At 73.6% G+C, this 18,122-nt stretch carries 16 protein-coding genes, 1 tRNA gene and 1 pseudogene; 12 read left to right on the plus strand and 6 right to left on the minus strand.

What is annotated here, in order from left to right:
- The first annotated feature begins 748 nt into the window (after window positions 1-748).
- From S1361_RS02570 to fdh, 3 genes are all read left to right on the plus strand, one after another.
- Window positions 749-1,765 carry a 4Fe-4S dicluster domain-containing protein gene (locus S1361_RS02570; RefSeq protein ID WP_208030212.1) on the plus strand — a complete coding sequence of 339 codons (1,017 nt, stop codon included), beginning with the start codon at window positions 749-751 and terminating at the stop codon, window positions 1,763-1,765.
- Complete coding sequence (nrfD, locus tag S1361_RS02575; RefSeq protein ID WP_208030213.1) at window positions 1,762-2,787, plus strand: NrfD/PsrC family molybdoenzyme membrane anchor subunit; 1,026 nt, start codon at window positions 1,762-1,764, stop codon at window positions 2,785-2,787. Before S1361_RS02570 ends, nrfD begins: the two co-directional genes overlap by 4 nt.
- A 156-nt stretch (window positions 2,788-2,943) precedes the next feature.
- The gene (fdh, locus tag S1361_RS02585; RefSeq protein WP_243769049.1) at window positions 2,944-6,213 is read left to right on the plus strand and encodes a formate dehydrogenase; all 3,270 of its coding nucleotides are present in this window, start codon (window positions 2,944-2,946) and stop codon (window positions 6,211-6,213) included.
- A 6-nt stretch (window positions 6,214-6,219) separates the two neighbouring features.
- Here the strand turns inward: fdh and selD are convergent, their stop codons facing one another.
- Window positions 6,220-7,233 (minus strand): selenide, water dikinase SelD, encoded by a 1,014-nt coding sequence (selD, locus tag S1361_RS02590; RefSeq protein ID WP_208030215.1) that lies wholly within the window; start codon window positions 7,231-7,233, stop codon window positions 6,220-6,222.
- A gap of 37 nt (window positions 7,234-7,270) precedes the next feature.
- Between selD and S1361_RS02595 the strand changes: the two genes are divergently transcribed.
- The 3 genes from S1361_RS02595 to S1361_RS02605 all read left to right on the plus strand — a co-directional run bounded on the left by S1361_RS02595 (window position 7,271) and on the right by S1361_RS02605 (window position 8,481).
- Window positions 7,271-7,363 (plus strand) — tRNA-Sec (locus S1361_RS02595).
- A gap of 126 nt (window positions 7,364-7,489) precedes the next feature.
- Entirely contained in the window at window positions 7,490-7,675 is a 186-nt protein-coding gene (locus tag S1361_RS02600; protein ID WP_208030216.1) for a hypothetical protein, read from the plus strand.
- A gap of 143 nt (window positions 7,676-7,818) precedes the next feature.
- Window positions 7,819-8,481: an HAD family hydrolase gene (locus S1361_RS02605; protein ID WP_208030217.1), complete on the plus strand. Its 663-nt coding sequence runs from the start codon at window positions 7,819-7,821 to the stop codon at window positions 8,479-8,481.
- On the opposite strand, the gene S1361_RS02610 is transcribed toward S1361_RS02605, so the two are convergent.
- Window positions 8,462-9,688 (minus strand): helix-turn-helix transcriptional regulator, encoded by a 1,227-nt coding sequence (locus tag S1361_RS02610; protein WP_208030218.1) that lies wholly within the window; start codon window positions 9,686-9,688, stop codon window positions 8,462-8,464. The two genes, S1361_RS02605 and S1361_RS02610, sit on opposite strands and share 20 nt — an antisense overlap.
- Before the next feature lie 190 nt (window positions 9,689-9,878).
- Here S1361_RS02610 and S1361_RS38880 point away from each other — a divergent pair, with 190 nt between their 5' ends.
- From S1361_RS38880 to tgmC, 5 genes are all read left to right on the plus strand, one after another.
- Complete coding sequence (locus tag S1361_RS38880; protein WP_243769050.1) at window positions 9,879-10,058, plus strand: hypothetical protein; 180 nt, start codon at window positions 9,879-9,881, stop codon at window positions 10,056-10,058.
- 178 nt (window positions 10,059-10,236) lie between these two features.
- Complete coding sequence (locus tag S1361_RS02620; RefSeq protein WP_208030219.1) at window positions 10,237-10,569, plus strand: hypothetical protein; 333 nt, start codon at window positions 10,237-10,239, stop codon at window positions 10,567-10,569.
- Between the two features lie 295 nt (window positions 10,570-10,864).
- Complete coding sequence (gene tgmA / locus S1361_RS02625) at window positions 10,865-11,158, plus strand: putative ATP-grasp-modified RiPP (protein ID WP_208030220.1); 294 nt, start codon at window positions 10,865-10,867, stop codon at window positions 11,156-11,158.
- Window positions 11,155-12,105: an ATP-grasp ribosomal peptide maturase gene (tgmB, locus tag S1361_RS02630; protein ID WP_208030221.1), complete on the plus strand. Its 951-nt coding sequence runs from the start codon at window positions 11,155-11,157 to the stop codon at window positions 12,103-12,105. The genes tgmA and tgmB overlap by 4 nt, the downstream gene beginning before the upstream one ends.
- A complete protein-coding gene (tgmC, locus tag S1361_RS02635; RefSeq protein ID WP_208030222.1) occupies window positions 12,102-13,235 on the plus strand; it encodes an ATP-grasp peptide maturase system methyltransferase in 1,134 nt (377 codons plus the stop codon). The genes tgmB and tgmC overlap by 4 nt, the downstream gene beginning before the upstream one ends.
- 328 nt (window positions 13,236-13,563) lie before the next feature.
- Here tgmC and S1361_RS02640 read toward each other — a convergent pair whose 3' ends face one another.
- Window positions 13,564-15,411 (minus strand): SelB domain-containing protein, encoded by a 1,848-nt coding sequence (locus S1361_RS02640; RefSeq protein ID WP_208030223.1) that lies wholly within the window; start codon window positions 15,409-15,411, stop codon window positions 13,564-13,566.
- Window positions 15,411-16,787, minus strand: coding sequence for an L-seryl-tRNA(Sec) selenium transferase (gene selA / locus S1361_RS02645; RefSeq protein WP_208030224.1), 1,377 nt, complete (start codon window positions 16,785-16,787; stop codon window positions 15,411-15,413). The genes S1361_RS02640 and selA overlap by 1 nt, the downstream gene beginning before the upstream one ends.
- Before the next feature lie 129 nt (window positions 16,788-16,916).
- Between selA and S1361_RS02650 the strand changes: the two genes are divergently transcribed.
- Window positions 16,917-17,267 (plus strand): hypothetical protein, encoded by a 351-nt coding sequence (locus S1361_RS02650; RefSeq protein WP_208030225.1) that lies wholly within the window; start codon window positions 16,917-16,919, stop codon window positions 17,265-17,267.
- A gap of 55 nt (window positions 17,268-17,322) precedes the next feature.
- Here the strand turns inward: S1361_RS02650 and S1361_RS38885 are convergent.
- Window positions 17,323-17,580 (minus strand): annotated as a pseudogene (locus tag S1361_RS38885) (serine/threonine-protein phosphatase); the annotation flags it as partial.
- A 66-nt stretch (window positions 17,581-17,646) separates the two neighbouring features.
- Window positions 17,647-17,967: a hypothetical protein gene (locus tag S1361_RS02655; protein ID WP_208030226.1), complete on the minus strand. Its 321-nt coding sequence runs from the start codon at window positions 17,965-17,967 to the stop codon at window positions 17,647-17,649.
- Window positions 17,968-18,122 lie beyond the last annotated feature (155 nt).

An 18,122-nucleotide genomic window follows, 5' to 3' on the forward strand; every position in this document is an offset into this window, starting at 1 on the left:
GAGAAAATACGCCGCAGGCTAACCCACCGTCCCGGGCGGGGACAAAGGAACCGGCCAACCTCCGGAGACCCCCGAATTTCCCTTCCCGGACGAGGTGTGAGGTGCTGTCATCCGGGTACACGAGCCGATTTGACCAAGGTGTCGTGGGAGCCGCTCGGACGGCTCCGCGACGACCGGCCGCGGGTTCACGGACGTACCCAGGCAGCGGCTCGACCTTGCGGGCCGTGACGTCGCCGGTCACCCGGACGGCCGCGACGTCCTCGCCGAAGGGGCGGTCGCCCGGCTCCCGGTCCGGGGACCTCGCGGACCGGGCTGTTCGTGGTGCCATTCCTCACATACCACCTCACCCCGCCACCCGGCGGGCCCGCCTGGGACTGCAGGCAGCCGGCCGGCGGCGGATCCTGGACGGTGGGACGACCGGCGAGGTGCGGCGCACGACGGGCGTCGGCTACGAGGAGGCGCACACGCCACTGTCCCACGAGGAGGCCTGCCGCACCCTCGTGCGGGACGCACCCCGGCCGCGCACCGAGGCCACAAAGGTCTGGCGCTGGTTCCACCGGCACCGGCCACCGGCACGGCACCGGCGCCGGCGCCGCATCGGCTGCGCAACGCCCTCGGCCGCTGGTGCTTCGCCGAGGGCGTGGAGATGCCGGCCACCGCCCGGGAGAAACACCGGGTCGAGGTCGTGCGGGCCGCGCCCGGCGAGGTACCCGGGCCGGCGGACGAGTGACGAGCGAGGAGGCACCGCATGAGCGACGGCGCTGAGGGCCACGGGAACCTTCTGTACGGGCCGCAGCCGGACGTGGCCGGGGCGGCCGGTTATCCGGACGCCCCGCCGCGGATGGGCTTCTTCACCGACACCTCGGTGTGCATCGGCTGCAAGGCCTGCGAGGTCGCGTGCAAGGAGTGGAACGCCGTCCCGGAGGACGGCCTCCTGCTGACCGGCATGTCCTACGACAACACACAGGGCCTCGGCGCCGACACCTGGCGGCACGTGGCCTTCATCGAGCAGCGCAAGCCGCTCGCCGGGCAGGAACCGGGGGTCGCGCACGACGACGTGGACGTCTTCGCCGCCGCGTCCCGGCTCGGCACCGACGTCGCCTCCCCGGGGCCGGGCGCCACCGCTCCCCCACCGGACCGGGCCCCCGGGGGCGCGCCCGCCGGGGAGATCTCGCCCGTCTCCCCCGACGGGCGGACGGAGTTGCGCTGGCTGATGGCGTCCGACGTGTGCAAGCACTGCACGCACGCCGCCTGCCTGGACGTGTGCCCGACGGGATCGCTGTTCCGCACGGAGTTCGGCACGGTCGTCGTCCAGGAGGACATCTGCAACGGCTGCGGCTACTGCGTGCCCGCCTGCCCCTACGGCGTGATCGACCAGCGAAAGGACGACGGCCGGGCGTGGAAGTGCACGCTGTGCTACGACCGGCTCGGCGTCGGCATGGAACCCGCCTGCGCGAAGTCCTGCCCGACGGACTCGATCCAGTTCGGTCCGCTGGAGGAGCTGCGGGAGCGCGCGCAGGCCCGGGTGGCGCAGCTGCACGCGGCCGGCGTGACCGACGCCCGGCTGTACGGCGAGAGCCCGGACGACGGGGTCGGCGGCGACGGCGCGTTCTTCCTGCTGCTGGACGAGCCGGAGGTGTACGGCCTGCCACCGGACCCGGTGGTCACCACGCGGGACCTGCCCGACATGTGGCGGCACGCGGCACTGGCCGCCGTCTCGCTGCTCGCGCTCGCCGCCGGCAGCTTCGTGCGGAGGCAGCGATGAGCGAGTCCGATGTGACACGGGACGGTGTGCGGCACGCGCGGCCCGACCGGGAGGCGCCGACGGGGGCACACGCGGGGCGGCGCAGGCGCCGGCGCGGGCGCGGGCGGGGCGAGCAGCCGATGGTTCCGGAGGCCGAGTTCTCGTCGTACTACGGCAAGCCCGTCCTGAACAAGCCGACCTGGAAGCCCCTGGACATCGCCGGGTACCTGTACCTGGGCGGGCTGGCGGGAGCCTCCTCGCTGCTGGCGGCGGGGGCCGGGGTCACCGGGCGGCCGGCGCTGGGCAGGGCGGCCAAGCTGGGCGCGGCCGGCTCCATCACGCTGTCGCTGGCGGCGCTGGTGCACGACCTGGGGCGCCCGGCCCGGTTCCTGAACATGCTCCGGGTGTTCAAGCCCACCTCTCCGATGAGTGTGGGTTCCTGGATCCTGAGCGGGTACGTGCCGCTCGCTCTGGCCGCTGCCGCGACCGACGTGGCCGGCCGGTACCGGCTGGTGGGCTCGGCCGCCACGGCGGGCGCCGCCGTGCTCGGCCCGGCCGTGGCGACGTACACGGCGGTGCTGCTCTCGGACACGGCGGTGCCGTCCTGGCACGAGGGCTACCGGCAGCTGCCGTTCGTGTTCGCGGGTTCCGCCGCCACGTCGGCCGCCGGCCTCGCCCTGGCCGCGGTGCCCTCCGGCCAGGCCGGACCGGCACGGCGGATGGCGGTGCTGGGGGCCGGGCTGGAACTGGGCGCCTTCCGGGTGATGAAGCTGCGGATGGGGCTGACCGCGGAGCCCTTCGAGCAGGGAAGGCCGCGTCGGCTGCTGCGCACGGCGGAGGCGCTGACGGCGGGCGGGGCTGCCCTGGCCCTGCTCTCGGCCCGGGTGCGGGACCGGCGTCTGGCCGTCGCGGCGGGAGCGGCCCTCCTCACCGGTTCGGCGGCGCTGCGTTTCGGCGTCTTCCACGCCGGGGTGGCCTCCGCGGAGGACCCCCGGTACACGGTCGTCCCCCAACGGGAGAGGCTCCGGGCGCGGGGCCGTTGACGACGCGCGGCGGAGTCCCACCCCCGGACGCCGTACTCACTTCTGCCGGATCCGTTTGGCCGTGCCCGGCACGGGTACCTCGTCGCCGGTCACGGCCGGGGATGCCGCGATCACGAGGCCGCGGGACAATCGAGGAACCGAGCGGGAGGAGGAGACGTGGGCGTACGCACCTGGATCGACTCCTGGCCTGTCTACCGTCAGCTCACCGGCACGGATCCGCTCGGCCGCGGCGCCGCCGCGAAGAGCGGGCGCAGCGCACGGCTCACGCCCCGGGTCGCCTCAGCCGACCGCGTGGTGAAGTCCGTCTGCCCGTACTGCGCGGTCGGCTGCGGGCAGAACGTGTACGTCCAGGACGAGAAGGTCACCCAGATCGAGGGCGACCCGAACTCACCGATCTCGCGCGGGCGGCTGTGCCCCAAGGGCGCGGCGAGCCTGCAGCTGACCACCGGGGACGCCCGCGGACACCAGGTTCTGTACCGGCGCCCGCACGGCACGGAGTGGGAACGGCTGGGCCTGGACACGGCGATGGACATGATCGCGGACCGGGTGATCGAGGCGCGCCGGGCCGGCTGGCAGTGGGAGGTCGACGAGACCCGCACCCGGCGCACCCTGGGCATCGCCAGCCTGGGCGGAGCCACCCTCGACAACGAGGAGAACTACCTCCTCAAGAAGCTGTTCACCGCGCTGGGAGCGATCCAGATCGAGAACCAGGCGCGTGTTTGACACTCCTCCACCGTTCCCGGTCTGGGAACCTCGTTCGGCCGCGGCGGCGCGACCACCTTCCAGCAGGACCTGCAGAACGCGGACTGCATCGTCATCCAGGGCTCGAACATGGCCGAGTGCCATCCGGTCGGGTTCCAGTGGGTGATGGAGGCCAAGGCGCGCGGCGCGAAGGTGATCCACGTCGATCCTCGCTTCACCCGCACCAGCGCGCTCGCCGACCTGCACGTGCCGCTGCGCGCGGGCACGGACATCGCCTTCCTCGGCGGGATCGTCAACCACGTGCTGAGGCACGAGAAGTACTTCCGCGAGTACATCGTGGCGTACAGCAACGCCCCGGTGATCCTGCGGGAGGACTTCCGGGACACCGAGGACCTGGCCGGCGTCTTCTCCGGCCTCAACACCGACAGCCGCTCGTACGACAACGCCAGCTGGCAGTACGAGGGCACCGAGGTGCAGGCGGCCTCCGGTGAGCGCGACCAGGAGTACGACGAGCGCACCGGCGGCGGCAGCTCGGTGACCGAGGCGGCGCGCGGTGAGGCGCACGGCTCCGGCGGTGCGGTGATCGGCGAGGGGGAACCGGAACGGGACGAGACGCTGTCCCACCCGCGCTGTGTGTTCCAGGTGCTGAAGCGGCACTACGCCCGCTACACGCCCGAGTTGGTCGAGCAGGTCTGCGGGGTGCCGCAGGACCTCTTCCGCCAGGTGTGCGAACTGGTCACGGAGAACTCGGGGCGCGACCGGACGACGGCCTTCGCCTACGCCGTCGGCTGGACGCAGCACACGGTCGGGGTGCAGAACATCCGGGCGGCCTCCGTCCTGCAGACCCTGCTCGGCAACATCGGCCGGCCCGGCGGCGGCATCCTCGCCCTGCGCGGCCACGCCTCCATCCAGGGGTCCACCGACATCCCGACCCTGTTCAACCTGCTGCCCGGCTACATCCCGATGCCGCACGCCCACCAGAACCAGGACCTGGACGCCTTCGTCGAGGCCGAGGCCGCGCACAAGGGCTACTGGGGCAACATGCGCTCGTACCTGGTGAGCCTGCTCAAGGCGTACTGGGGTGACGCGGCGACGCCGGAGAACGACTTCTGCTTCGACTACCTGCCCCGGCTGACCGGCTCGCACTCGACGTACGAGACGACGATGGCCCAGCTGGACGGCGTCTGCAGAGGCTACTTCCTGCTCGGCGAGAACCCCGCCGTGGGCAACGCCAACTCCAAGCTGATGCGGCTCGGCATGGCCAACCTGGACTGGCTGGTCGTGCGCGACTTCTCCCTGATCGAATCGGCGACCTGGTGGCAGGACGGCCCCGAGATCGAGACCGGGGAACTGCGCACGGAGGACATCCGCACGGAGGTGTTCTTCCTGCCGGCCGCCGCGCACACCGAGAAGGACGGCAGCTTCACCAACACCCAGCGGCTGCTCCAGTGGCACCACCAGGCGGTCGAACCGCCCGGTGACGCGCGCAGCGAGCTGTGGTTCGCCTACCACCTGGGGCGGATCATCCGGGAGAAGCTCGCCGGGTCCGGTGACGAGATGGACCGGCCGGTGCTCGACCTCGCCTGGGACTACCCGACGAGGGGCCGGCACGCCGAACCGGACGCGGAGGCGGTCCTCGCGGAGATCAACGGCCGGGACGGCGAGGGAAATCCGCTTTCCTCCTACGAGCAGCTGAGGCCCGACGGCTCGACGGTCTGCGGCTGCTGGATCTACTGCGGTGTGTACGCCGACGGCGTCAACCAGGCGGCCCGCCGCAAGCCGGGCCGGGAGCAGGACTGGGTGGCGGCCGAGTGGGCGTGGGCCTGGCCGGCCAACCGGCGGATCCTGTACAACCGTGCCTCGGCCGACCCCGGGGGCAGGCCGTGGAGCGAGCGCAAGGCGCTGGTGTGGTGGGACCCGGACAAGGGTGAGCAGGGCGAGTGGACGGGGCACGACGTCCCCGACTTCAAGAAGGACAAGGCGCCGGACCACGAGCCGCCCGACGACGCGACCGGTCCGGAGGCCCTGTCCGGCACGGACCCGTTCATCATGCAGGCCGACGGCAAGGCCTGGCTGTACGTGCCGTCCGGACTGACCGACGGACCGCTGCCCACCCACTACGAACCGCAGGACTCCCCGTTCCCGAACCTGCTCCACGACCAGCAGCGCAATCCGGTACGGCAGTTGCTGCCGCCGCACCCGGACAACCGCTACCAGCCGAGCGGCGACGAGCCCGGCTCCGGGGTGTTCCCGTACGTGGCCACCACCTACCGGCTCACCGAGCACCACACGGCGGGCGGCATGTCCCGCTGGCAGCCGTACCTCGCGGAACTGCAGCCGGAGTTCTTCTGCGAGGTGTCCCCGGAGCTGGCCGCCGAGCGGGGCCTCGCCCACACGGGGTGGGCGACGATCGTCAGCGCGCGGGGCGTGGTCGAGGCGCGGGTCCTGGTCACCGACCGGATGGCGCCGCTGACCGTGCACGGCCGCCGGCTGCACCAGGTGGGGCTGCCGTACCACTGGGGCCCGAACGGCTACAGCACCGGGGACGCGGCCAACGAGCTGCTGCACCTGTCCCTGGACCCGAACACGCACATCCAGGAGACGAAGGCGTTCGCCGTCGACATCCGCCCGGGACGGCGCCCCCGCGGCCCGGCGGCGGTCGAGCTGGTGCGGGCGTACCGGATCCGGGCGGGCATCGACGAGCACACCGGCACCGAGCCGTGAGCGGACCTACGCGAGGACGAGGGAGTGGGTGCCGCGCGGCACCAGCTCCCCGATCACCGGGGCGCCGGGGACCTCACCGGCGACGAGGAGCCCGCCGGAGGTCTGCGCGTCGGCGAGCAGCAGCCGCGTGTCCTCGTCGGTGGTCCCGAAGTCGGTGTGCGGTGCGACCCACTCCAGGTTGCGCCGGGTGCCGCCGCTGACGTACCCGTCCCGTACGGCCTCCCGGGCGCCCTCCAGGTACGGGACGGCGGCGGTGTCGACCACCGCCGTCACCCCGGAGGCGCGGGCCAGTTTGTGCAGATGGCCGAGGAGGCCGAAGCCGGTGACGTCGGTGGCGCACTCGGCGCCGGCGGCCAGCGCGGCCTCGGCGGCCTCGCGGTTGAGGGCGGCCATCGTGGCGACGGCGTGCGCGAACCGCTCGCCGGTGGCCTTGTGCCGGTTGTTCAGGACGCCGGTGCCCAGCGGTTTGGTCAGGGACAGCGGCAGCCCGGGCCGGCCGGCGTCGTTGCGCAGCAGCCGGTCGGGGTCGGCGATGCCGGTGACGGCCATGCCGTACTTGGGTTCCGGGTCGTCGACGCTGTGCCCGCCGCCGACGTGGCAGCCGGCCTCGGTGGCGGTGTCGAGTCCGCCGCGCAGCACCTCGCGGGCGAGGTCGAACGGGAGCCGGTCGCGGGGCCAGCCGAGCAGGTTGACGGCGAGCACGGGCCGGCCGCCCATCGCGTACACGTCGGACAGGGCGTTGGCTGCGGCGATCCGGCCCCAGTCGTAGGGGTCGTCCACGACCGGGGTGAAGAAGTCGGCCGTGCACACCAGGGCGGTCCCCCGGTGGGTGACGACCGCGGCGTCGTCACCGGTGGCGAGGCCGACGAGCAGCGGGGTGTCGCCGCCGGCGAGCGGCGCGGCGGTCAGCCCCGCGACCACCTCCTCCAGTTCACCGGGCGGGATCTTGCAGGCACAGCCGCCGCCGTGGGCGAACCGGGTGAGCCGTACGGGCGTCTGGTGGGCCGGTGTCGTTGTCATACCGGTGGTCTCCTGGGGCAGTAGCCTGACGGGCGGTGGAGGCGTGTGGGTGCCTGGTGGCCCTCCCGGTCTTCAAAACCGAGGTGCCCGAGGATCTCGGGCAGGCGGGTTCGATTCCCGTCCGCCTCCGTCCTCTACCTGTGCTGTTGTAAATCTCGGCCAAACACGGGCCTGACGCAGGGACCGACACCCCTACCCTGCCTCCATGGCGAGCATCCGCAAGTGAGAGCGCAAGGAGGGGTCGGCGATCTACCAGGTGCGCTGGCTCCAGGGTGGCCGCGGCGGCGCCTGGGAGACCGAGAAGTTCGGCGACCCGGTCGCGGCCGAGGAGTTCAAGAAGCTGGTCGACGCACACGGCCAGCAGCGGCCCCCGGGCTGGGTCACTCAACCCGCCGCAGCTCCGCCAGTAGGTGCTGATACCGCGGCCGCTGCTCCTGTGTGAGCGGCAGCGTCCGACGCGCGCCCGGCCCAGTTCAGAGACGGTGGATCTTCTCGTTGATCTCGTCGGCGGCAGAGCGCACCGGGCCCGAGGGCGAAGCGGGGGACATGGATCAACCCTATCCGCCCGGTCAGTACCCTGACCCCATGATTCGCGCTGTGATCTTCGACGTCGGCGAGTGCCTCGTAGACGAGACCACTGAGTACGGCACCTGGGCGGACTGGCTCGGTGTACCCCGCCACACCTTCGCGGCGATGTTCGGCGCCGTCATCGCCCAGGGCCGCGACTACCGAGAGGTGTTCCAGGAGTTCCGGCCCGGCTTCGACCTGTACGCCGAGCGCGAGCGCCGGGCCACCGCGGGGAAGCCCGAGCACTTCGGCGAGCAGGACCTCTACCCGGACGTCCGCGACGCGCTTACTGCGCTCCGCGCCGACGGCCTGTGGCTGGGCATCGCCGGCAACCAGACGGTGCGCGCAGGCGGCATCCTCCGCCAGCTGTTCTCCAACGACGTCGACCTGATCGGCACGAGCGACGACTGGGGCGCGAGCAAGCCCGACCCCGAGTTCTTCGAGCGTGTCGCCGAGGTCGTCCCCGCCGAGGTGGACGAGATGCTGTATGTCGGCGACCGAGTCGACAACGACATCCGCCCGGCCGCCGCAGCCGGCATGCGGACCGCGCTCGTGCACCGCGGCCCGTGGGCGACGATCCAGTGGAACACCGAGGAAGCGAAGAAGCTCCCCACGTTCCGCGTGGAGAGCCTCCTCGAACTGTCGCCGCTCATCGTCCGCTTCAACGAGCAAGGGCACTGACAGTCGTAGACCACCCATACAGGCGGTCGTCCAGGTCGCGGACGCAGCGCTCGTGCTGGTGCGGCGCCAACGCGCGCCGCACCTCCCGCACCCGGTCCATGCCCATCGCGTACCAGGTGCGCTCCAGTTGGTCGAGCGCGCGGACCGCGTACCCACACGCCTCCTCCGGGCGGCCGGCGGCGGCCTCTACAGCGGCGAGGTCACCGAGCACCACAGTGGTCTGCTTCTCGCCGACCGGGCCGAGGGAATCGAGGACGTCGAGCAGCGTGGTCCGGGCCTGCGGCAGGTGGCCTGCGCGCAGTTGCGTGTTCCCCTTGAAGGCGGCCAGCCGTACCGGGCTGAACCAGTCCAACCACTCGGGCGACGCGTGCTCGCCCCCGCGCGCGAGAACGTCCTCGGCGTGCCCAATCAGGTGCAGCGCGGTCCTCGGATTCCCGCAGCGGGTCTCACACTCCGCCTCCACCGCGTCCAGCCACGCGAGCAACTCCGCCGACGCCGGGCCGCGCCGGGCATACGTCCGCGCGGCCACCATCCGCTCAACAGCCTCCTCACGGCGGCCGTCCCAGCCAGGGATGAACGCGGTGTGCGCCAAGACCGCGGCGCCGAGCAGAGGATCGTCGGCCTCGCCTGCGGCCTGGAGCGCCCGCAGCAGAGTGTGTGCGGCCCGGTCCGGCTCGCGCAGGTCGAAGAACTCGATCCGGCCCGCCAGGAGCCACGTCTCGGCGAGCGCCGCGGCGATCCGCTGCCGGGTCTGGCCGGCGGCCTCTGGGAGCAGCGCGCAGCCGAGGGTGGCGTGCGCGAGCGCGGCCGGGTGCAGCGTGGCCGGTGCGACGGACCAGTACAGGCGCCGGTGTGAACAGGTGACCGCTTCGAAGTCCTCGGCCGCTGTGGCGGGCTGTACGGCGATGGCCTGCGTGGGGACGGCAGCGAGGCCTACGGCGGCCGCGGTTGCGGCGAGCACTGTTCGGCGCGCGCGTCCTGCTGGCCTGCCGCCGGTGGGGGTGAATCCAAGCGCTTCGAGGTCTTGGCCGAGGAGCCGTGTGAGAGCCTGGGCGACGTCCGGCTGCGGTACCGGCGGCTGGTCGGACTCCCACCGTCGGACCTGCCGGACACCGACGCCCAGGGCATCTGCGAGGGCCTGCTGGGAGTGGTAACCGGCCGCGACCCGAGCCGCTTTGAGTTGGGTGTTACCTGCGCGGCGTGCCACTGCTGCACCTCCATAGTCGAGCGCTGCGGCAAGTGTCGCCGTAGGCCCTGCTGTTGGCCAGTCGTCACTCGAAGGCCCCAACGAAAGTCCTCTTTCCGGCACGCAAGAGACCTGTTGAAGTCCTCGGCCTGCCGCAGCTGCAGGACCAATCTGGTGTGCGCCCGATCAGACATGTTGTGGAGGAGTCACCATGCCCACCGCTCCACCCGTGGACGCCCCCGAGTGGGACGCCGTCCGCGTCCCCCGACAGCTCGGCCTCTCCGCGATGGAGATCCTCGGTGCCCGAACCGGCGCCGTAGTGGAGGACCCTGCACAGAGCGCGCTGTACTTCTTCCTCCCGGTCGGACTGCCGACACGTGGGACTTGGTGACCATGGAAGCGCTCACGGCTGGCACGTCCGTCCCGATCCCGTCGGCCCGCCGCACGGAAGGCCCCGGACCGCACTGGCGGATCTGCCCGGGCGACGACGGATGGCTCACGGAACCGGCCGTGTTCTCCGCGGCGCTCGCGGACGCGTTCCGGCCACGCACCAGTGAGGAGCGGGCCGGATGACCACCGCGACACAGCCCCTCGCTGTCCTGTCGCTCCCCGAGTTCCACACCCTGTCCCAGGACCAGGTGCGAGGTATCACCTGCGTGTACGACGGGGCGGCGCTCAGCTCGAAGACGGCCGTCGACCTCGGCGAGCGACGCCTGCGCCGCGTCGGGGGCCGCGTCAGCTGGTTCCCGCGGGCGTGCCGTCGGTGCGCTCTGGAACAGGCGATGAGCGCGCTCGTGACGCACAGCCAGTCGTGCGAGGAGTGCGTGGACGACAGCAACCTCTGCCCGACGGGGACTGGCCTGGTGCGCGCGGTCCGCGAGGCACGCAAGGTCCGCCGATGATGTGCGCCCGCTGTGACCAGCCGATCCAGGGCAAGCCCGAGCCGGTCACTATCGAGACGGGCAGCGGCGTGAGCGGCACGGTGCACGTCTGCCCGACACCGTGCCGGCCGACGCCGCGTCAGACGTACCCGAAGCAGCGTTGACGCACCCTCGAACCGCGGCCTCGCCGACCCCCTCGATTGGGGAGGCCGCAGGGTCCGCCGCCGGAGCTCCCGTCCCGGCGGCGGACTCCCCTCATGCCCCGCCGCACCGAACGGCGGACCACCCGCACCACCGACGAGAGGAACGAACTGCCTTGTACGTACACTCCGACCGACTCCCGACCGGCACACCGGTGCCCTCCGGCGCCACCACCCCCACCCCCTGGGGACTCAGGCGCATGGCCCCCTACCCGGCGATGAGCCCGGGCTACGCTCGCGCCGTGCTCGACCCGGTCACCCAGACCGCCCAGTTCTTCGACGACGCCGGCCAGGCCATGGAGATGCCCGGCCACGGCACCAGCACGGGCACCCAGCCGTCGACGGGCACCAGCCCCGACGGCAACGGCACCACCAACGACAGCGACACCGGGAGCGACGGCGACCAGTGAATGACCCTCGTCCGGTGCTGGTCGTCACCTGCCTGAACGACCCCACCGCCGACGTGGTGATCAGCGAGCTGCACGACCGGGGCGTCCCGGTCGTGCGGTTCGACAGCGGGGACTTCCCGCACGCCCTGTCGGTCGCGGCCACCATCACCACCGACGGCCTGGACGGCACCCTGTCCACGCCCACCCGGACCGCCGAACTCTCGCAGGCCCGCTCCCTGTACTACCGGCGGCCCTCCGGTTTCACCTACCCGCACCTCAGCGAGCAGGACGCCCGGTTCGCCATCACCCAGGCCCGCTACGGGCTCGGCGGCGTTCTCGCCTCCCTGCCCGGCTGCCTGTACGTCAACCACCCGCACCGCATCGGGGACGCCGAGTTCAAACCGGCCGGCCTCACCGCGGCGGCCGCCGTGGGATTCCACGTGCCGCCGACCCTCATCACCACCGAGCCGGACGCCGCTCGGGCGTTCATCAAGCGGTACGGCCCCACCATCTACAAGCCCCTCGCGACACCCGCCTACTTCGTGGACGGCGTATCCAACACCGTCAAGGTCGCCGAGGTAGCACTCGACGACATCGACGCGACGGTCGCCGGCACCGCGCACCTGTTCCAGCAGGTGATCGACAAGACCGCGGACGTACGCGTCACCGTCATCGGCAACCAGATCTTCGCCGTCCGGATCGACTCCGACCTGCTGGACTGGCGCACCGAGTACAGCCGGCTCCGCTACACCCCCGTCACTCCACCGCCAGCGGTCGCCGACGCGCTCTACGCGTACCTGGCCCGGTTCCATCTCGTCTTCGGCGCATTCGACTTCGCCATCGACCGCGCCGGGACATGGTGGTTCCTGGAGTGCAACCCGTCCGGCCAGTGGTACTGGCTCGAACCGGAGACCGGCCTGCCGATGCTCGCAGCCATGGCCGACCTGCTGGAGAGGAAACCCCGATGAGCGACCTAGACACCGCCGCCCTGCGCCGGACACTCGCCGACCAACTGGCCGACGCCGGCCACCTGCATACCCCGCCGTGGCGCACGGCCGTCCAGGAGGTACCGCGCCACGAGTTCCTCCGCGCCGGGTTCTTCGAGCGGGTGACCAGTCCGGGCCCCACCGCGTGGCGTCCGGTGCAGGCGGAGTCCCCCGGCTGGCTGGTGCGCTGCTACGACGACGAGTCGTTCGTGACCCAGGTGGCTGGCACGATCGCACCGGCAGACGTCCGCGGCGAGATCCTGCGCGAGCCCACGTCGTCGAGCACCCTGCCCAGCCTGGTCGTCCGGATGCTGGAAGACCTCCAGGTCGAGGACGGTCACCGCGTGCTGGAGATCGGCACCGGCACCGGATACTCCACCGGCCTGCTGTGCCACCGCCTCGGCGACAGCCTCGTGACCTCGGTGGAGGTCGACCCCCAGGTGTCCGCCCGGGCAGCCACCAGCCTCGGCGCCTGCGGCTACTTCCCCGACCTCGTCGTCGGCGACGGCCTGGCCGGCCACAAGGACAGCGCCCCGTACGACCGCGTCATCGCCACCTGCAGCGTGCTCGACGTCCCGTACACCTGGGTCGAGCAGACCCGGCCCGGCGGGATCATCCTGGCCACGGTGACCGGCTGGATGCACGCCTCCAGCCTGGCACGCCTCACCGTCGGCGAGGACGGCACAGCGCGCGGCCGGTTCTTGGAGGGGGGCGTGTCGTTCATGCTCGCCCGCCCCCAGCTGCCGCCACCGCTCGGCATGCTCCCCGACCTGGACGCGGGAGAGGAGCGCCCGGCTCGGCTCGCCCCGAGCGTTCTGGACGACCCCACGGCTCTCTACGTTGCCCAACTCGCGGCACCGCGCGCGCAGCGGCTCACGCTGCCCGGCCCGGCAGGCACGCATCACATCCTGCTGGATGTGGACGCCAGCGCGTGGGCCGCTCTGCGTCAGGATGGCGAGCGCTGGGTGGTCCGCCAGGGCGGTCCGGGCCGCCTGTGGGATGACGTCGAGGAGCACCTGCTGCGCTGGCAGGCAGACGATGCCCCGTCGCTGGAGCAGTTCGAGATAGAGGTGTCGCCCGAGGGTCAGCGGGTGGACTGGGTACGTGCCTGACGCGCGCGCCGTTGCAGACTGACTTCCTGGCGTCGGGCCGCTTTCGGTCCGATGGCAGGTTGGTCAGCGGACGAGGTCGGCGAGCGGGGTGCCTAGGGCGTCGGCGATGCCCCCCCCCCACGGATCGGCCGGGCGCCGCTTTGCCCCTCAGGCGGCGGTGCACGGTCGCAGGCCCCCCGACCGGACGCGGTTCGGGGGCCCTGTCGTGTGGTCCGCTCTGGACTCACCCCTGCAGGATCAGGGGCCGCTCACCTGGCAGCGTTTGGCCTGGGCCAAACCGAACCGCCTCGAGCGGAATCGAGCGACATTCAGCGTCATCGAAACGCGGCTATCTTTCCAAGTTCCCGGCATCGTCGCAGGTCACGATGGGCTGAGGAAACGGGTTCGATTCCCGTCCGCCTCCGTTCCCCGCCCCCGTGCGGCAGCGCCGGCGCTGGTCGTCGACGCGTTGTGTGCATCCGCGGGCGTCCAGGAACTCCAGCAGCGGTACGGCCACCCGGCGGGTGGTGTCCAGGGCGCGCCGGGCCTCGCTGAGCGTGAACGGCTGCGGCAGCGCGCGCAGCACGGCGGCGGCGTCTGCGTCCGCGCCGGGCAGCAGCACGATGCCGTCGGCGATCCGCAGCAGCGCCCCGGCGGCCGCCGCCGCGGCCAACGCCCGGCGGTCCAGGCCCAGTTCGGTGAGCCGCCCGGCCTCGGGCGCCCGGAACGGGGTACGGGCGAGGTCCCGGCGCAGGGCGTCCACGGCGGCGCGGAGGGGAGCGGGCAGGGCGGGCCGGAGGCTGTCGGCGGTGTGCAGCCGGCCCTGGCGGGCGTGGATCCCGGGCAGGTCCGCGGCCAGCGCGTCGACCAGGGCGCGGTCGGGCAGGCCGAGCAGCCGGCGGGCCGCCTCGGTGGGCAGGCCGGGGTCCAGGGGATGGGTCCGGGCGTGCTCGCGGACCCGGCCGGCGAGCCGGTCCTTGAGGGCGTTCCAGTACGCGGTGTCGGCCAGCCAGTCGCCGGCGACGGGTCCACCGGGCACCGGAACGCCCATCGCCCGCAGGTCGGCGCCCCGGACCAGCTTGCGGCGGCGCAGTTCGGCGGCGCCGTCCGGGCGGCCGGTCATCGTCTCCAGCTCGGCCGCGCGGGCCCGGCCGGCGCCGCGCCGGGTCAGCCGGGGCGGCCGTACGTCCAGCACGGTGACCCCGCACGGCATGCGGGTACCGCCGGGTTCCCGCAGCACCGCGCGGTCGCCGGTCCGCAGGGGCAGCCCCCGGCGCAGGGTGAGCCGGGCGGTGTCCGGGCCGAGCGGGCGGACGGTCACCGGCACGGCGGCCGTCCCGATGTGCAGGGTGACGCACCGGGGCAGGCCGGCCACCGGCTCCCCGGTGACCCGTACGTCGGCGACCTCGGTGCACAGCCAGCGGTCCGGGGTGAGCAGTACCTGTCCGCGGCCGAGCGTGGTGTCCCCCTGGCCGTGCACGTTGACGGCGACGCGGGCCACCGCGGCGACGGCCGTCCGCTCCTCGTGCAGGCTCTGCAGGCCGCGCACCCGGAGGACGGCCGATCCGTCCGCGGTGACCAGCCGGTCGCCGACGTGCAGGGTGCCCGCGCCGAGGGTGCCGGTCACCACGGTGCCGTGGCCGCGGACGGTGAACGCCCGGTCGAGCCAGAGGCGTACGTCGGCCCCGGTGTCGGGCGGGGGCAGGGCGTCCGCCAGCCGCGCCAGTTCGGCGCGCAGCGCGTCCAGACCCGCCCCGGTGACCGCGCTGACGGCGGCGTGTGGCACCTTGCCGAGGGAGGTCGCGGCCAGCCGCTCCACGGCGTCGGCGCGCACCGGCTCCGGGTCGGCCAGATCGCTGCGGGTCACGGCGAGGACGGCGTGCCGGACGCCGAGCGCGTCGAGGATCGCGAGGTGCTCCTCGGACTGGGGCTGCCAGCCCTGGTCGGCGGCGACCACGAACAGCACGGCGGGGACGGGTCCGACCCCGGCCAGCATGGTCGGCACGAACCGCTCGTGTCCGGGCACGTCGACGAAGGCGAGGTGGTCGCCGCCGAGGCGGGTCCACACGAAGCCCAGGTCCAGGGTCAGGCCCCGCCGGCGCTCCTCCTCGTACCGGTCGGGCTCCATGCCGGTGAGGGCGCGGACCAGCGCGGACTTGCCGTGGTCGACATGGCCGGCGGTGGCGAGGACCCGCATCACGCCCGCCCTTCCGCGGTGGCCCGGGCCGACCGTACGGCCTCGGCCAGCCGGTCGTCGTCCTCCGGCGGCACCGCCCTCAGGTCCAGCAGGCAGCGGCCCGCCTCCAGGCGGCCGACGACCGGGACCGGGCCGGTGCGCAGGGCGGCGGCGTACGGCTCGGGCAGGGACAGCGCCGCGCTGGGCAGGGTGACGCCGGGTGCGCCCCCGCCGCCGACCGTGGCCGCGCTCCCGGCGGCCCGTACGTCGATCCCGTCGGCGGCCAGTGCGGCGGCGAGCCGCTCGGCGCGGGCCCTGAGCGCGTCGGGGCCGGCGGTGAGTGCCAGGGCGGTCGGGGTGGGCGGGCCGGTGAGGGTGGCTTCCAGGGCGGCCAGGGTCAGCTTGTCGACGCGCAGGGCGCGGGCCAGCGGGTGCCGGGCGAGGGCGCGGACCAGGTCCGCCCGGCCGAGCAGGAGCCCGCACTGGGGTCCGCCGAGCAGTTTGTCGCCGCTCGCGGTGACGAGCGCGGCGCCGGCGCGCAGCTGGGTGTCGGCGTCGGGCTCCTCGGGCAGGGCCGGGTGCGGGGCGAGCAGCCCGGAGCCGATGTCGACGACGACCGGGACACCGAGGCCGGTGAGTTCGGCGACCTCGGCGGACCGGGTGAACCCGGTGATCCGGAAGTTGGACGGGTGGACCTTCAGCACGAAGCCGGTGTCCGGCCCGGTCACGGCCGCGTAGTCGGCGGGGGTGGTGCGGTTGGTCGTACCGACCTCGCGGAGCCGGGCGCCGGTGGAGACGAGCAGGTCGGGCAGGCGGAAGCCGTCGCCGATCTCCACCATCTCGCCCCGGCTGACGACGATCTCCTTGCCGGCCGCGAGCGCCGTGGCGGCCAGGACGAGCGCGGCGGCCCCGTTGTTGACGACGTGTGCGGCGCGGGCGGCCGGCATCCGGGCGTGCAGCGCGGCGAGCGCGGAGCGCCCCCGGCGCGCCCGTACGCCGGTCGTCAGGTCGAGTTCGACGTCCGTGGGCCCGGCCGCCTCCCGGACCGCCTGCCGGGCGGCGGCGGACAGCGCGGCCCGGCCGAGGTTGGTGTGCAGCAGCACCCCGGTGGCGTTGATCACCGGGCGCAGCCCGCTCGCGGTGCCGGGCAGCAGGTCCAGGGCGGTCTGCGGGACCTGTTCGGGCGGGATGGCGCCCGCGCGGGCCCGCTCCTGCGCCTGCCGTACGGCGGCCTTCACCCGGTGCGCGCCGAGCCGGTCCACGGCCGCGGCCAGCCGGGGGTCGCGCAGCAGGGCGTCGGTGCGCGGGATGCGCCGGCGTACGTCGGCCGGCGGCTCCTCCGGGGCGCTCCGCGGAGGTGCCCCGCCCGTCCTTCCTGGTACCGGCCGCTGTTCCATGCCGCCCCTGTCCCTCCGGTCCGGCCCTGTGCCCGTACTCGGCCCATCGTCTCCCAGTGCCCCCGGTGGGCCGCCCGACACGCCGGGACGGACGTTGGCGGCGGCCGTGGCACGGGTACTCGGCGGCCCATGAAGGACCACGAGAGCAAGCGACAGGACGAGAACGCGACGGCGGCCGAGCGGGCCGCGCGCCGGCAGCGCGAGGCGGACCGCGAGCGCGCCGGCTCCGAGCCGTTCGACTACCCGTACCCGGAGCGCCGGGCGGGGGTCCGGGCCCGGCGCCACATCAGCGAGGCCGCGGCCGCCGCGGACACCCCGCCGGGGATCCCCGGGGGCTACGGCACGACCGGCGGCGGACAGCCGGGCGGCACCGGCGCGGCCCACCCGCCGAACCCCGAGCGCCGTGACACGGCGGCCGGGACGCCGGCCGCGGAGCCGGGCAGCGACGACGAGGGGCCGGTGAACCGCTCGGAGCGGTGACCTCGCGGGGGTCACGGGGCTCCGGTCGGCCACGACCGGTCACCGAGCCCGTCGGCACCCCGGTGGCCGGATCGAGCCGCATGAACGTGCACGTGGCGCAGAGCTCGCTGCCCAGGGAGAGCAGCAGGTGGTCGGGGTCGCCGGTGACCGAGGTGGTAAAGGCGTCGTACCAGTCGCCGCCCACGTTGAGACCGAGGTCGCCGGGTGTGTACCGCACCGCCGGGTGCAGGCCGGGGGCGGTCGGCAGATTCCTCGGGAGCATGCCGCGCTGCAGGGCGACGTCGCCTTCGTCCGCGGAGCGCTTGCGGGGCATCGGTCACTCCCGGCAAGGCGGTGGCTCGGGGACGGGCCGGATGATCGCACCCCAGGGGGGAGCCCGTCAGCGGACCTCGGAGTCGATGCCGGTGATCACCGCGGGGCCGAGCGGGGCGGTCCGCTCGTCCAGTCCCGCGTCCCGCAGCGCGGAGTCCGCGAGCCGGCGCGCCTCCTCCTCGGCGTGGGGGCCGGTGTCCGCCTCGACGGTCAGGCGGAGGGTGAAGGTGTTGTCGTCGTTGACGCTCAGCACGTCCAGGTCCTCGGCGCTGCCCATGCGGGTGCCGTGCGGATCGGCCGGCCGGAGCGCCCGGGCCAGCCGGGTGCGGGTGTCGGCCTCTGCCCCGGTGGTGAAGGTGCCGGGGACGCTGATCACGTAGGTCGTCATGAGACGGTCCTTTCCTCGGGCGTCCCCCCGACTACCCCGATTCGCGGGCTTCGCACAGGCGGCGCCGGAACGGCGCCGTCAGCGGGCACCCCGCCATCCCGCGGACGGTGGACGTGCCGTGGCCCGGGAGGCACGCGCCGCCCGCGATGCGACGC

Source organism: Streptomyces cyanogenus (genome assembly GCF_017526105.1).
In the GTDB taxonomy this organism is placed as follows: domain Bacteria; phylum Actinomycetota; class Actinomycetes; order Streptomycetales; family Streptomycetaceae; genus Streptomyces; species Streptomyces cyanogenus.